We start from the raw sequence: 13,662 nt of genomic DNA, 5'->3' as shown, positions 1-13,662 counted from the left end.
CCCAATCACCCACAAGGATCGAGGCTACTTGATAGAGACCGCTGCTCGCGCGCTGTGCAGTTTCTTGTAGCTGTCGATCAACCGCAAATGCCGGTCCAACCCTTCCAGCTTCATGCTGGTCGGCGTCAACCCATAAAACCGCACACTGCCATTAACCGAGCCAATCACTGCATCCATCCGCTCATTGCCAAACATCCGGCGGAAGTTGGCTTCGTAGTCTGCCAGTTCCAGGTCCTCGTCCAGTTCCATCTCCAGCACCGCATTCACCGCCTGGTAGAACAGCCCACGCTCAACGGTGTTGTCGTTGTACTGCAGGAACATTTCCACCGCTTCCTTCGCTTCTTCGTATTGATTCAAGGCGAGGTAGATCAGCAGCTTCAACTCGAGGATGGTCAACTGACCCCACGCGGTGTTGTCGTCAAACTCGATGCCAATCAAGGTGGTGATGTCGGTGTAGTCGTCCAGTTCGCTTTCCACCAGACGCTCGGCCAACGCCTTCAATTCAGCGTCATCCAGGCGATGCAGGTTGAGGATGTCGGCGCGGAAAAACAGCGCCTTGTTGGTGTTGTCCCAGATCAGGTCGTCCACCGGGTAGATTTCCGAGTAGTCCGGCACGAGGATGCGGCAGGCGGTAGCACCGAGGTGCTCGTACACCGCCATGTAGGACTCTTTACCCATGTTTTCGAGGATGCCAAACAACGTGGCGGCTTCCTGGGCGTTGGAGTCTTCGCCCTGGCCCGAGAAGTCCCACTCAACGAATTCGTAATCCGACTGGGCGCTGAAAAAGCGCCACGACACCACCCCGCTGGAGTCGATAAAGTGCTCGACGAAGTTGTTCGGCTCGGTGACTGCATGGCCTTCAAAGGTCGGCTGCGGCAGATCATTCAAGCCTTCGAAACTGCGGCCCTGCAGCAGTTCGGTGAGGCTGCGCTCCAGTGCCACTTCCAGGCTTGGGTGCGCGCCGAACGAGGCGAACACACCACCCGTGCGCGGGTTCATCAAGGTCACGCACATCACCGGGAACTCGCCGCCCAGGGACGCATCCTTGACCAATACCGGGAAGCCTTGCGCTTCCAGGCCTTGAATGCCGGCCAGAATACCCGGGTATTTGGCCAACACTTGCGCGGGTACATCCGGCAGTGCAAATTCACCTTCGATGATTTCGCGTTTCACCGCACGCTCGAAAATTTCCGACAGGCACTGCACCTGGGCTTCGGCCAAGGTATTGCCCGCGCTCATGCCGTTGCTGAGGTAGAGGTTTTCGATCAGGTTGGACGGGAAGTACACCACCTCGCCGTCCGACTGACGCACAAACGGCAGCGAAACAATGCCGCGTTCTTCATTGCCGGAGTTGGTGTCGAACAGGTGCGAGCCGCGCAGTTCGCCGTCGCGGTTGTAGACCTTCAGGCAGTAGGCATCGAGGATTTCGGTCGGCAGCTCATCCTTGCGGCCCGGCTGGAACCAGCGCTCGTCCGGGTAATGCACGAACGGCGCGTTGGCCAGTTCTTCACCCCAGAACTGGTCGTTGTAGAAGAAGTTGCAGTTGAGCCGCTCAATAAACTCGCCCAACGCCGACGCCAGCGCGCCTTCCTTGGTCGCGCCCTTGCCGTTGGTAAAGCACATCGGCGAGTGGGCATCGCGGATATGCAGCGACCACACGTTAGGCACGATATTGCGCCACGAAGCGATCTCGATCTTCATCCCCAGGCCGGCCAGGATGCCGGACATGTTGGCGATGGTCTGCTCCAGCGGCAGGTCCTTGCCGGCGATGTAGGTGCCCGCTTCGGACGTCGAGACCGGCATCAGCAAAGCCTGGGCATCGGCGTCGAGGTTTTCCACTTCTTCGATGACGAACTCTGGCCCGGCCTGCACGACTTTCTTCACGGTGCAACGGTCGATGGAGCGCAGGATGCCCTGACGATCCTTGTCGGAAATGTCTGCCGGCAACTCGACCTGGATCTTGAAAATCTGGTTGTAGCGGTTTTCCGGGTCAACGATGTTGTTCTGCGACAGCCGAATGTTTTCCGTGGGGATACTGCGCGTTTCGCAGTACAGCTTCACAAAGTACGCCGCACACAACGCCGACGAAGCCAGGAAGTAATCGAACGGCCCCGGTGCCGAACCGTCGCCCTTGTAGCGAATGGGCTGGTCGGCAATGACCGTGAAATCATCGAACTTGGCTTCAAGCCTGAGGTTGTCGAGAAAGTTGACCTTAATTTCCATGCGGGCACACCAGAATAACGAGCTAAACAAATTGGCCGCCATTATCCGGCATTTGCGCTTGAAGTCTCGTGCTTTCGCGCATTCTCCGCCTTGTCAGACGATAGGCTGTCAACTTATCTGAACGGCTGCCGATGTACTGCAGGCAATTCAGGGAGTAGTCGAATGCGCAACAACCAGCCCGTTACACAACGCGAAATTTCACTCGCGCCGTCACAAAAACTCATCTCCGCAACCGATGTACAAGGGATGATCACTTACTGCAACGATGCCTTTGTCGACATCAGCGGTTTCGAAAGGTCCGACCTGATCGGCGCGCCGCAAAATATCGTGCGTCACCCCGATGTCCCGCCTGCCGTGTTTGCCCATATGTGGAGCGCGCTCAAGCAAGGGCTGCCGTGGATGGGTATCGTCAAGAATCGCTCGAAAAGCGGCGATCATTATTGGGTCAACGCTTACGTCACACCCATCTTCGAAGGCCGCAAGGTGGTTGGGTTCGAATCGGTCAGGGTCAAACCGACCGCCGATGAGATCCGGCGCGCCCAGGCGCTCTATCGGCGCATCAGTCAGGGCAAATCCGCCGTTCCCCCACAAGACAACTGGCTGCCGACGTTATTGAACTGCGTACCCTTTATGGCTACGGCAGTGGCCGGCAGCGTGGCCGGGCTGTTCCTCAGCGCACCGCTGGCCATTGCAGTGGCTGTGGCCGTCGCGGTGCCCGTGGGCGTGATCGGCACCCGGGTGCGTCAGCGTGCAACGCTACGGATATTGGCATCGGTCGAACCCTCAACCTCGGATGCGTTGATTGCACAGATGTACAGCGATGAACGCGGCCCCCAGGCGCGCCTGGAGACCGCGTTCCTCAGCCAGGCCGCGCGCCTGAAGACTTGCCTCACCCGCCTGCAGGACAGTGCCGAACAGCTCAGTGCGCTGGCCGTGCAATCCGACCAACTGGCCACGGCCAGTTCGAAGGGGCTGGATCGCCAGCGCGTCGAAACCGAGCAGGTATCGGCCGCCGTGAACCAGATGGCCGCAACCACCCAGGAAGTCGCCAGCCATGTCCAGCGCACTGCGGATGCCACCCAGCAAGCCAATCTGCTGACCGGGCGTGGCCGCGAGATCGCTCGCGATACCCGCGAAGCCATCGAGCGTCTCTCCGCCGTGGTTGGCGAGACCGGCATCACAGTGGCGCAATTGGCCAGGGACAGCGACGAAATCGGCAGCGTGGTTGACGTGATCAAAGGTATCGCCGACCAGACCAACCTGCTGGCACTCAATGCCGCTATCGAAGCAGCCCGCGCCGGCGACATGGGCCGGGGCTTTGCGGTGGTCGCTGACGAGGTGAGACAACTGGCACAACGGACGTCGCACTCCACCACCCAGATCCACGGGTTGATCTCCAAGCTGCAGGCCTCCTCCAACAACGCCGTGCAAAGCATGGAAAACGGTCATCGCCAGGCACAGGAAGGCGTGGCCTGGGTGCTTGAGGCGGACCAGGCATTGGTCGGCATCAGCGAAGCGGTCTCCCATATCACGGACATGACCACCCAAATTGCCGCCGCCACCGAGGAACAGAGCGCTGTGGCCGAGGAGATCAGCCGCAACATCACCACGATTGCCGAACTGGCCGACCAGACCTCGTTGCAAGCCCATCAATCCACCGGCCTCAGTAAAAAACTGACCCATACCGCCTCCACCCAATATGCGTTGGTTGAACGTTTCAATCGCTGACGGGCCATAACCGACGCCCGTCATCCTCAATGCCGCAAGGCTTTGGATGACGGGTGCGGATATCCGGTTCGTCCACTTAACAAAGCACTCCCTAAAGGTTCACAATCGGTGATTGATCGCACCGGCGAGCGATGGGAGCATCGGCGACCATGATTTCGGTCTGGCGCTAACACGCGATGGGGATATCTCATGGAACCGTTGGATACGAACGCAACATTGCTGATCATCGACATGCAACAGGGCATGAACCACACCAAACTGGGGAGACGGAACAATCCCGATGCCGAGTTGCAGATGCAGTCCCTGTTGGGCGCATGGCGGCAATCCCAGCGCCCCGTCATCCACGTACGGCATATTTCTCGCTCGCCTGACTCCGTGTTCTGGCCAGGGCAACCCGGCTGCGAGTTCCAGCCAGCGTTGCAGCCGCTTGGGCACGAGCATGTCGTGGAAAAGAACGTTCCGGACGCCTTCACTGCCACAGGCCTGGAGCGCTGGCTGCATGTGCGCTCGATCCGGCAACTGGTGATCGTTGGTGTGATCACCAACAACTCCGTTGAGGCCACGGCGCGATCAGGCGGCAATCTGGGCTTTGACGTGATCGTGGTTGCGGATGCCTGCTATACGTTCGATCAAACCGATTTGGCCGGGCGTGTATGGCCCGCTGAGGATGTGCACGCGCTGTCGTTGAGTAACCTTGCGATGGACTATGCCAGGGTGATTGAAACGGCTGAAATTCTGACTGCAGGTTGCAAGGACTTGTGCGCCCTATCGGCATCAGCAACGTGACACCGACGCAGGTGGCCGATCTGGAGCTGCCAGATGACGTATTCGCAGAGCTGAACGCAATCGCGGGTTGATACGTAACGTGTAGGCGCGAGCTTGCTCGCGAAAAACCCAAGAGCGCCACGATTAACCAGGCACGCTGCGTCATCCTTGACGTTCTTCGCGAGCAAGCTCGCTCCTACACGGCATCAGGCCCTGCCCTTTCGCCCAACCGCTCAACCAGCCTCACCAGATAACCATCCGGGTCCTGAACCAGAAACTCGCGTTGCCCCACCTCAACCTCGCCGGCCCGGTACCAGACATCCTTGCAGGTTTTGAAAAGCGGGTACGCCGCCTCATCCAGCCGTTGAAGCAACGGAAGGACCGCCGCGACGTCAACCTGCAGATTCATACCGCGACCAAACGGCCGCTCCAGTGCGCCGGTCTGCCATTGATTGGCGAGGGGATCGACCTGCTCAAGCATCACCTGGGCGCCGTCCAGATCGAGGTAGGCGAAACCTTCTTCCAAACGCTGATAGGCCACTTCAAAGCCCAGGAAAGACACCCAGAATTCGAGACTTTTGCTCAGGTCCGTCACCGTCAACTCCGGGACGAGTTTATTCCTTTGCATCATGAGCTCGCCTCCAGCACGGCATTCAGTAACTGCGCTATTTTCTTGCGCAAATTCCCGTGCGTTTCTTCGGCATAAGGCAGTGCGGTTTTCCAGTCGTAGAACCACACCGGCATCGAGCGTTTGTCATCCGGCTCCGAGGCGTAGCGCGGGAACAGATGGCAGTGCAACTCAGGCTCCGAATTACCCAATATCTCGTAGTTGATCCGCAGCGCGCCGGTCGCCTCCAGCACGGCATCGCCGATCCGGACCATGTCGAGCAGGTAAATGGCCCTCGCCTGCGGAGCCAGGTCATTCAGGCTGGCAACCACCGGATCGGGCAGCAGCAGGCAGTAGCCCGGTAGAAATTGCACGTCGCCCATCACCGCCCAGCCGGAAGGCATGCGGCAAATGACTTTATCGTTGGCACCGTTGCGGGCCTGTTCTACTCGTTCCGTAATCAGCGGCATGTATCGTCCTTAGTGGTTTTAGAGTGCCGACTGCATCTTAGCTGTGCTAAAGGTTTGTTTCGACGTGGCCATTACGTTATGCGGGAATCAGACTCATGCGAATCACTTGCCTTCATACGGCGCCAAGCAACATAGCGGTCTTTGACTCCGCCGCAAAAGCACTGGGCATCGCCCCCGAAGTTCTGCATCACGAAGTCCGGGAAGACCTCCTGCAGCCGCCGAGCACGCTGGCTGCCTGACTGCTGAAATTGCCCATTCAACAACATCGACACTGCTTGCCCTCGCTCAACAGGCCGACGCCGTTTTACTCACCTGCTCGACCCTTGGCCCGGCAGTCGAAGGCCTCGCTGCAACAACCACCGTGCCCATTTTGCGAACGGATGAAGCCTTGGCCATCGCTGCGGTCCAGGCCGGCGGCAACATCGCAGTCCTGTGCGCCGTCGACACCACACTCCAGCCGACCTCGCGCCTGTTCTTCCAGGCGGCACGGCAATTCCACGCATCCGTGGAGGTGCAACTCGTCCCCGGCGCATGGGTGCTGTTCAAGTCGGGTGATATCGACGGCTACCTGGCGACCATCGCCAAGGCGGCAGACCAGGCCTATCTTTGCGGTGTATCCATAGTTGCCCTGGCACAGGCATCCATGGGCGGTGCCGCCGCGCTGGTCACCGCCGGCCCGCCGCCCCTTACCAGCGCAACAGCCGGCCTGAGAGCAGTCCTGCAGGCGCTCATCGACTGCCAGGGCGATGTCGATCAGGCAACTGCAGCGCTCCCAGCTACCAAGGCTCAGGCACTGGACACAACCAATGCCGCCCCCCTAGTACGCTCAGCTTTCCAGATCACCCTGCGCCACCATCGCACGCCAGGACTGAACGCTGGGCCGCTGGTTCATTCTGTCAAGCCAGGCACGCAGTGCCTCGCACTCATCGGGTATCGGCAGTTTCACCAACGCGGCGAAAATCAAACCGCCGAGTACCGCAATGTCCGCCATTGAAAACTCATTGCCCGCGACAAACGGTCTATTTTTTAGAATGTTATCGAGATAGTGCATCGCTCTAACCGCTTTGAACTGAGGCATTGACACGTGAGCGAAAAAGCCTGGGAAGCCATCATCACGACGCGGGGCTTATTCCCGCATAACGGATGGGAGCCATGCTTGCACCAGGTGGGCCTCCCGTTCTGCGATATCCCCCCGATGTCACCATCAGGACGGAGCTGCGCTGACCGCAACGCCGGACGCCGAGACAATTCTGTTTTTAGCTGTACACAAAATATCGCTAAAGATTTACGACCCTCGAGCCGAAACAAGCAGTGATAGCAAATCGCCGCATCTCATCTTGAGTCGACGATTTGGCCGCCCTCCCTGCCGATGGTCGTCTCGATGAAAATAAAAAATAAGCTGGTACTTGCGTTCGTCTCCGTTGCTTTTATCCCGGTGAGCCTGGTCGCCGTGATCTCCGTCATGAACACGCGCACCCAGGCGGTCGACCAGTTCATTGACGGCAGCACCCGCGAAATCCGCCAGATCGATGGCAACATTCGGCAGTTCTTCGACGGTACACTGCAGAACGTCGATCAAATGTCAGCAGATCCTGTATACACTTCCGTGAACACTCTAAAAAACTACCAGCCTGCCAACGCCGCCAGCGAACCGCTGCCCGCAGAGGCTCAGCAGGTGATTGAGCGTTTTGCACGCTTCGGCGCCACGCACCCATCCGCAGCGATTCTGTCCATCGGCCTGGAAGACGGCACCTACGCCAAATGGCCCGATGACCCGCAACTGGCCAAGTACGACCCGCGCACACGCCCCTGGTACAAGGCCGCCATGGCCAGCCCCGGCAAAACCGTGCGCACCCCCGCTTACTATTACGACAAAGACGACGTGGCGCTGGTCGGCACCGCGCGGGCATTACTGGATAACGCCGGCAAGGCCAAGGGCGTGTTCGTGGTGAGCGTGTCGCTAAAAAACCTCACCGAGCTGGTCAAGAGCATCAAGCTGGGTGAAAGCGGCTACGTGATGCTGATCGAGGACGGCGTGGTGCTGGTCGACCCGCGCGACGCCGGGCACAACTTCAAGCCGCTCAAGGATCTTGGCGCGCCCTATGCGCATCTGGCCGAGACGCCGCAGGGTTCCACCGAGGTGGTGATCGATGGGGTGCGCTACATGGCGAATATCTGGACCTCGCCGGGCCTTGGCTGGCGCTATGTGGGTTTGATCGAATACAGCGAAGTGATGGCCGCCGCCACCCGCATGACCTACCTGACCACGGTCATCGTAGCGGTGCTGGTGCTGATCTTCGGGTTGATTGCGGCGGCGTTTTCCAAGGTGATCGTCAAGCCGATTGGCCAGGTCAGCACCGGGTTGCAATCGATCGCACAGGGCGAAGGTGACCTGCGTCACGAACTGCAGGTGCAGGGCAAGGATGAAACCGCCGAACTGGCCGGCTGGTTCAACAAGTTTCTCGCGGCGATTCGCCAGTTGATCCAGCATATCGGCGCGGCTTCGACCAACCTGCAGGACGCTTCGCGGGTCAACAGCGAAGTGGCGCACAACATGAACGAGGCCGCCGGGCGCCAGCGTGAGGCGGTGGAGTTGGTGTCCACCGCGTTCAACGAAATGGTTGCCACCGCCAACGAGGTTGCGCGGTCCTGCAGCAGTGCGGCGGAGTCTGCCGAGAACGGTCACCAGCGTGTGGCCGAGGGCAAGCAACAGATCGAAGTCACCACGGACAACGTCAATCGCCTTGGCCGACGCCTGACTGAATCGTCCCAGGCCATGGTCGAGCTGGAAGCCGGCAGCCGCAGCATTAACCAGATCATTGGCACCATCCGCGCGATTGCCGAACAGACCAACCTGCTGGCGCTCAACGCTGCGATTGAAGCCGCCAGGGCTGGCGACCAGGGTCGCGGCTTTGCGGTGGTGGCGGATGAGGTACGGGCCCTGGCCAAGCGCACCTCCGACTCCACCGGCGAAATCGAGTACCTGCTCGGTACCCTCGGCAGCAAGACCGAGGAAGTCACGCAGAAAATGGGCAGTTGCCTGGACCTGTCGCGCGCCAGTGTGTCGTCCATTGAAAGCGCGCGGGACAGCTTTGAAGGCATACAGCTGTCGGTCAACGAGATACGCGACCAGAACCTGCAGATCTCGGCCGCCGCCGAAGAGCAGCACAGCGTGGCCGAAGAGATCAACCGGCACATCCAGCAGATCTACGACGAGGCGCGATTGGTGGAGAGCCTGGCCCATTCTGCGCAGGATGATTCGGGGCGGCTGTCGAGCCTGTCGGCAGAGCTGAATGGGTTGGTGGGGCGGTTCAAGTCCTAGTGGGGGGCACTGCCTGCTGCGCAACCATCCAGGCCAGAAAGGTATGCAGGCGAGTCGAAAACTGATCGCGCTCAGCGCTCGGGTTCCTCGCCTCAAACAGGAAGTACGCAATCTGGATGCGCATCGTCGGGTAATGCTCAACGAACAATGCGACGTGGTCTTCGAGGGTGTGCGGCCACGTCAGCGTGCCTTCCGCACGCAATACATGAGTCGCACGGATCAGCTTGCGCGCAGCTTCGCGTTGCAGGCGATGGCGTTCGAGCTCAGCGCTGGCGTGTTCGATATGCGCGAGATACGCGGTGAGCACCGGTTCGAAGTCGCCATTGATCGCCAAGGCGATTTCTCGCGACGGCCGAAACCGCTCGAAGTGCAGAGAGAGATCATCGCCCCACACACACCTGCAATGATGTTTGAGCCAGAAACCCCAGCGGTTGCTGTTCTCGTGCGCGAGTACTTGCGCGCGGTGGCCAATATCGAAATCGATCTTGCTGACCTGCGGGTGACGCTGCTCCAGTGCACACCGCAGCCCTTCCAATTGCTCCAGCACCTGAGGGGTTGGCGGCTCGCGCAGCACCAGCGTGAGGTCGAGGTCGGACGCACCTGGAGTGGCATCGCCTCTAGCGACGCTGCCATACAGATAAATGCCGTCCAGGCCCGGCTCGACCTGCGAAAGCGTGACGCAGACGTCGTCCAGCAGTAACTGGAATTCAGGCTGCACAGGGACAACAGGAACGGTGAGGATAAAACCCTGCGCGTCGATGCCCGTGGAACGATCGTGACTCAAGGGGACGTCTCCTTGTTTGGCGGTGAAAAAATTGAACGTTCAGGCTGAGCGACGCTTCCAGTGCTCATAAAACGCCAGTGTCGCGACGTTCTTGTGCTTGGCTTCGAGCATGATGTCGAAGCGGTCGAGAAACTGCAGCGCATAGTCGTTGGTCCAGCGGTTCCACATCTGCGCGCTGTGGGCATAGAGGTCGCGTTTGGAGACCGCTTTCAGCAGCGCGTCCATTTCCAGCTTGTGTTCGGCGTCAAAGCCCAGTTCCTGCAAGACTTCCTGGGGTTGCGAGTAGTGCAGGGTCGGCCGCACCCCGCGCCAACTGTCGATCACTTGGGCCACCCGGGGCGATTCGGGGTCGATGTACTCGTTCTCGTTGACCCAGCAGTGGTGAATATCCAGGACTACCGGCGCCAGATCGGCGACTTTCAGGCAATGATCCAGGCCGTAAGTCTTCTCGTCGTTCTCGAAGGTGATGCAGTTGCGCGCCACTTGCGACAAGCGTGACCACACCGCGCGCGTGCCTTCCACCCCCAGGCGCCCGGCGATGTGCACATTGCACTTGAGGTCCTGGAAGTGTCGGCCGTAGCCCATCATGCGAATCATGTCGGCGTGGTATTCGAACTCGGCCACGCTGTTTTCCACCACGCCGGGGTTTTCCGAGCCCAGCACGCAATATTGGCCAGGGTGGAACGACAGGCGAATATCCGACGCGCGCGCCAGCTCGCCGATGGCGGCAAAGCCTTCTGCCAGTTGGCGCTGGATGGCCGGGTCGGTGTAGAAGGCCGCCACCTGCGGATGGCTGTAGAACGGCAGCAGATCACTGCTCAGGCGCAGCATGTGCAAGGTCGGCGGCAGTTCAGCGACGTAGGCCAGCAGACGCAATTGGGCCGCAAGGTTGTGCGTAATGATTTCGACCAGTTTGTCGCGCGCGACCTGCGGTTCAACGCTGTTCATCCAGCGCAAGGTGGTCGTGCGTGGGTTGAACGGGCCTTCAATCAACTTCAGCGCACTGGCCGACAGTAAACGTTCGGAATGCTGGTACTGGCACGCGAAGCCGATGCGAGGGTGGGTCATGGGGGGCGCCTGCCAGGGATTAAGGGCTGGATGATACGGCGTTAGGCCGGGGCCTACCCAGAGGGTTCCTAATATTTCGACACGAAAACTGGTGAACTATCTTACAAGCGGAACGCTCCTTTCCTATGCGCAGTCACAGTGCCCCTAAGCCCAGGAGCGCTGAACGATAAGGAGCCGCCACCCCCATGACTACCCTCCCCGCCTACCGGTACACCCCCGGGCCGCTGCATGCGACCTTGCTCGCCGGCACCGTGCCGCTGTTTCTCGGGGCCTTGCTCAGCGACATTGCCTACTACCAGACCTACCAGATTCAATGGGCCAACTTCGCCTCCTGGCTGATCGCTGGCGCGCTGGTGTTCTGCGGGCTGGCGCTGTTGTTTGCGCTGGTCAACCTGGTGCGTGCCGAGCGCAAGGCTGGGCGACCCGTCGTGTATTTCCTGTTGCTGCTGGCCACCTGGGTGCTGGGCTTGGTTAACGCCTTCCAACATGCCAAGGACGCATTCGCCATGATGCCGACCGGCCTGGTGCTGTCGGTGATCGTGACGTTACTGGCGGTGGTGGCAACCGGCGTCGGCCTGACCAACCTGCGCTCGGGAGATGCCCAATGAAAACGTCCAGCACACTGACCTTGTTAAGCGTTGCGCTGTTGCTCAGCGCCTGTGGCGGCGAAGGCGACAAGACCCAGGCGCGCGGCCCCGATCCCAAACTGCCGGACCCGCAAAGCAGCCTGCTGCCGAGCATGAAGATTGCCGAACCGACGCCCTGGGGCGATCAAAAACCCAAAGTACCCGAAGGCTACAGCGTCACCGCCATCGCCACTGACCTGGCCATCCCGCGCCAGACCCTGGTGCTGCCCAACGGCGACATCCTCGTCGCCGAAGGCCGTGGCGGCAGCGCTGCCAAGCTCAAGCCCAAGGACGTGATCGCCAGCCTGATCAAGGCCGAGGGCAACACCAAGGTCAAGAGCGGCAACCGCCTTACGCTGCTGCGCGACGCCGACGGTGACGGCACCTACGAGCTGAAAACCGTGTTCGCCGACAACCTCAATGCGCCCTACGGCCTGGCCTTTGCCGACGGCAAGCTCTACGTGGCTAACCAGGATGCGCTAGTGCGCTTCGACTACACCGACGGCCAGACCAAAGCCAGCGGCGCGCCCGTCAAAGTCACCGACCTGCCGGCGCAGATCAACCACCACTGGACCAAGTCCCTGGCCGTGAGTGCCGACGGACGTCAGCTCTACGTGGGCATCGGCTCCAACAGCAACATCACCGAGCGCGGCATGGAAGTAGAGATTGACCGGGCAATGGTATGGCAGATCGATGCGGCGACCGGCGCACATAAACCGTACGCCACCGGCTTGCGCAACCCTACCGCGCTGACCATCCAGCCGGGCTCCGGGCAATTGTGGACGGTGGTCAACGAGCGCGATGAGCTCGGCCCCGACCTGGTGCCGGACTACCTGACCTCGGTGCGCGAAGGTGCCTTTTATGGCTGGCCTTACAGCTACTGGGGCCAGAACGTCGACACCCGCGCCCAACCGCAGAACCCGGCCAAGGTCGCCGCCGCGATCAAGCCGGATTACAGCCTGGGCTCCCATGTGGCGGCACTGGGCGTCGACTTCTCGATACCCGAGATGGGCGAGAAATTCGCCGACGGCGTGTTTGTCGGCGAGCACGGCAGCTGGAACCGCGACAATCCGGTGGGCTACAAAGTGATCTTCGTACCGTTCAGCAACGGCAAACCGTCCGGTGAACCGATTGACTTCGCCACCGGCTTTCGCGGTGACGACGGCAAGACACGTGGCCGCCCGGTGGGCGTCACGGTTGACCCGAAAGGTGCGTTGATCATTGCGGATGACTTGGCGAATACCCTCTGGCGTGTGACGCGTAATCAATAGCGGCTTGATCCTGCCCGGGTCACTTTTGGCCGTTTGCCAAAAGTGACCCGCTGCAACAGCGGAACCATAGGCCGCCGTTACCTGGAAACGGACAGGTATACCCCCTACTCTTCAGCCTCAAAAAGCCCCCCCGCCCTACAACGCTGGCAGGTACCCCTATCGCCCCCGGCGTCCGCGAGATCACTGCCGATCTTGAGGCAGCCATCGCCGGCAAGCCGGACTTCTACAGATTCAGCGCGCTCCTGGCAGCGACCGATAACCGCACATCTTGTGCGTTGACCATCCCTGTTACACACCATATAGTGTGCCCACAAACAGAACAGACCACTACATAGTGTGCAGTATCGGTATTTACCGACCACACTACGCGCAGTATTTCAATGCCTAGTAGCCTGCAAAATCGAATATTTTTGGACGGGATCACACACCGTCAGAACAGACCAGGAAGGAGTATTTCAATGCTGAGTTGGGATGAAGTCGACAACGAAGACACCGGTGCAGCGGTGATCAGAGGCGCCAACGCCGGCCACGCGAGCGAAGCCAACATGGACCGCCTCGACGGTGCCGGCGCCGCCGCTGCGCTGGAAGCGCGCAACGTGACCGCCAACGACTCCGCCGCGATCATCCGCGCCAAGGCTGCCCTCGACAAACTCGACGTCGCCGAAGGCCTCGCCGAACTCGAAGGCTCCGCCGCCCGCGTCGCCGTTGACGAAAAGCGCATGATCAACTGCCGCGCCGACCTCAACCAACTCGTACCCTTCAAGTACGACTGGGCCTGGCAAAAGTACCTCGACGGCT

At 60.3% G+C, this 13,662-nt stretch carries 10 protein-coding genes and 5 pseudogenes; 9 read left to right on the top strand and 6 right to left on the bottom strand.

Features of this window, described 5'->3' with window-relative positions:
• Window positions 1-24: 24 nt before the first annotated feature.
• Entirely contained in the window at window positions 25-2,223 is a 2,199-nt protein-coding gene (locus tag ACR52_RS24315) for an OsmC domain/YcaO domain-containing protein (RefSeq protein ID WP_048730307.1), read from the bottom strand.
• A 162-nt stretch (window positions 2,224-2,385) separates the two neighbouring features.
• Between ACR52_RS24315 and ACR52_RS32020 the strand changes: the two are divergent.
• From ACR52_RS32020 to ACR52_RS24305, 3 genes and pseudogenes are all read left to right on the top strand, one after another.
• Window positions 2,386-2,658, top strand: a pseudogene (locus ACR52_RS32020) (PAS domain-containing protein); the annotation flags it as partial.
• Between the two features lie 195 nt (window positions 2,659-2,853).
• Entirely contained in the window at window positions 2,854-3,951 is a 1,098-nt protein-coding gene (locus ACR52_RS24310) for a methyl-accepting chemotaxis protein (protein ID WP_455430628.1), read from the top strand.
• 189 nt (window positions 3,952-4,140) lie between these two features.
• Complete coding sequence (locus ACR52_RS24305; RefSeq protein ID WP_048730304.1) at window positions 4,141-4,737, top strand: cysteine hydrolase family protein; 597 nt, start codon at window positions 4,141-4,143, stop codon at window positions 4,735-4,737.
• A 175-nt stretch (window positions 4,738-4,912) separates the two neighbouring features.
• Here ACR52_RS24305 and ACR52_RS24300 read toward each other — a convergent pair whose 3' ends face one another.
• Both ACR52_RS24300 and ACR52_RS24295 read right to left on the bottom strand, forming a co-directional pair.
• Window positions 4,913-5,347: a bleomycin resistance protein gene (locus tag ACR52_RS24300; RefSeq protein ID WP_048730302.1), complete on the bottom strand. Its 435-nt coding sequence runs from the start codon at window positions 5,345-5,347 to the stop codon at window positions 4,913-4,915.
• Window positions 5,344-5,793: an HIT family protein gene (locus ACR52_RS24295; protein WP_048730300.1), complete on the bottom strand. Its 450-nt coding sequence runs from the start codon at window positions 5,791-5,793 to the stop codon at window positions 5,344-5,346. The genes ACR52_RS24300 and ACR52_RS24295 overlap by 4 nt, the downstream gene beginning before the upstream one ends.
• Window positions 5,794-6,028: 235 nt before the next feature.
• Between ACR52_RS24295 and ACR52_RS31620 the strand changes: the two are divergent.
• A pseudogene (locus ACR52_RS31620) lies at window positions 6,029-6,433 on the top strand (Asp/Glu racemase); the annotation flags it as partial.
• A 186-nt stretch (window positions 6,434-6,619) separates the two neighbouring features.
• On the opposite strand, the pseudogene ACR52_RS29765 reads toward ACR52_RS31620, so the two are convergent.
• Window positions 6,620-6,859, bottom strand: a pseudogene (locus ACR52_RS29765) (glutathione binding-like protein); the annotation flags it as partial.
• 303 nt (window positions 6,860-7,162) lie between these two features.
• Here ACR52_RS29765 and ACR52_RS31885 point away from each other — a divergent pair.
• Window positions 7,163-8,260: pseudogene (locus ACR52_RS31885) on the top strand (cache domain-containing protein); the annotation flags it as partial.
• Window positions 8,261-8,347: 87 nt separating this feature from the next.
• Window positions 8,348-9,115 (top strand): methyl-accepting chemotaxis protein, encoded by a 768-nt coding sequence (locus tag ACR52_RS31880; RefSeq protein ID WP_408003352.1) that lies wholly within the window; start codon window positions 8,348-8,350, stop codon window positions 9,113-9,115.
• On the opposite strand, the gene ACR52_RS24280 is transcribed toward ACR52_RS31880, so the two are convergent.
• Both ACR52_RS24280 and ACR52_RS24275 read right to left on the bottom strand, forming a co-directional pair.
• The gene (locus ACR52_RS24280; RefSeq protein WP_048730299.1) at window positions 9,105-9,899 is read right to left on the bottom strand and encodes a nucleotidyltransferase domain-containing protein; all 795 of its coding nucleotides are present in this window, start codon (window positions 9,897-9,899) and stop codon (window positions 9,105-9,107) included. The two genes, ACR52_RS31880 and ACR52_RS24280, sit on opposite strands and share 11 nt — an antisense overlap.
• Window positions 9,900-9,938: 39 nt before the next feature.
• A complete protein-coding gene (locus ACR52_RS24275) occupies window positions 9,939-10,967 on the bottom strand; it encodes a UV damage endonuclease UvsE (RefSeq protein WP_048730297.1) in 1,029 nt (342 codons plus the stop codon).
• A 185-nt stretch (window positions 10,968-11,152) separates the two neighbouring features.
• Here ACR52_RS24275 and ACR52_RS24270 point away from each other — a divergent pair, with 185 nt between their 5' ends.
• The 3 genes and pseudogenes from ACR52_RS24270 to ACR52_RS24260 all read left to right on the top strand — a co-directional run.
• Window positions 11,153-11,575 (top strand): DUF2231 domain-containing protein, encoded by a 423-nt coding sequence (locus ACR52_RS24270; protein ID WP_048730295.1) that lies wholly within the window; start codon window positions 11,153-11,155, stop codon window positions 11,573-11,575.
• A complete protein-coding gene (locus ACR52_RS24265; RefSeq protein WP_048730292.1) occupies window positions 11,572-12,864 on the top strand; it encodes a PQQ-dependent sugar dehydrogenase in 1,293 nt (430 codons plus the stop codon). The genes ACR52_RS24270 and ACR52_RS24265 overlap by 4 nt, the downstream gene beginning before the upstream one ends.
• Before the next feature lie 458 nt (window positions 12,865-13,322).
• Window positions 13,323-13,662, top strand: a pseudogene (locus ACR52_RS24260) (ribonucleotide-diphosphate reductase subunit beta); the annotation flags it as partial.

Origin of the sequence: Pseudomonas fildesensis, assembly GCF_001050345.1 — a bacterium.
Lineage (GTDB): Bacteria > Pseudomonadota > Gammaproteobacteria > Pseudomonadales > Pseudomonadaceae > Aquipseudomonas > Aquipseudomonas fildesensis.
Note: the sequence above shows the minus strand (reverse complement) of the source record. Positions and strands in the feature narration are given on the sequence as shown.

Excerpts from the sequence above, each read along its gene's own strand:
- ACR52_RS24300 (WP_048730302.1), bottom strand. The coding sequence starts at position 5,347 with ATGATGCAAAGGAATAAACTCGTCCCGGAGTTGACGGTGACGGACCTG.
- ACR52_RS24265 (WP_048730292.1), top strand. The coding sequence starts at position 11,572 with ATGAAAACGTCCAGCACACTGACCTTGTTAAGCGTTGCGCTGTTGCTC.
- ACR52_RS31880 (WP_408003352.1), top strand. The coding sequence starts at position 8,348 with ATGAACGAGGCCGCCGGGCGCCAGCGTGAGGCGGTGGAGTTGGTGTCC.
- ACR52_RS24315 (WP_048730307.1), bottom strand. The coding sequence starts at position 2,223 with ATGGAAATTAAGGTCAACTTTCTCGACAACCTCAGGCTTGAAGCCAAG.
- ACR52_RS24270 (WP_048730295.1), top strand. The coding sequence starts at position 11,153 with ATGACTACCCTCCCCGCCTACCGGTACACCCCCGGGCCGCTGCATGCG.
- ACR52_RS24305 (WP_048730304.1), top strand. The coding sequence starts at position 4,141 with ATGGAACCGTTGGATACGAACGCAACATTGCTGATCATCGACATGCAA.
- ACR52_RS24275 (WP_048730297.1), bottom strand. The coding sequence starts at position 10,967 with ATGACCCACCCTCGCATCGGCTTCGCGTGCCAGTACCAGCATTCCGAA.
- ACR52_RS24310 (WP_455430628.1), top strand. The coding sequence starts at position 2,854 with ATGGCTACGGCAGTGGCCGGCAGCGTGGCCGGGCTGTTCCTCAGCGCA.
- ACR52_RS24295 (WP_048730300.1), bottom strand. The coding sequence starts at position 5,793 with ATGCCGCTGATTACGGAACGAGTAGAACAGGCCCGCAACGGTGCCAAC.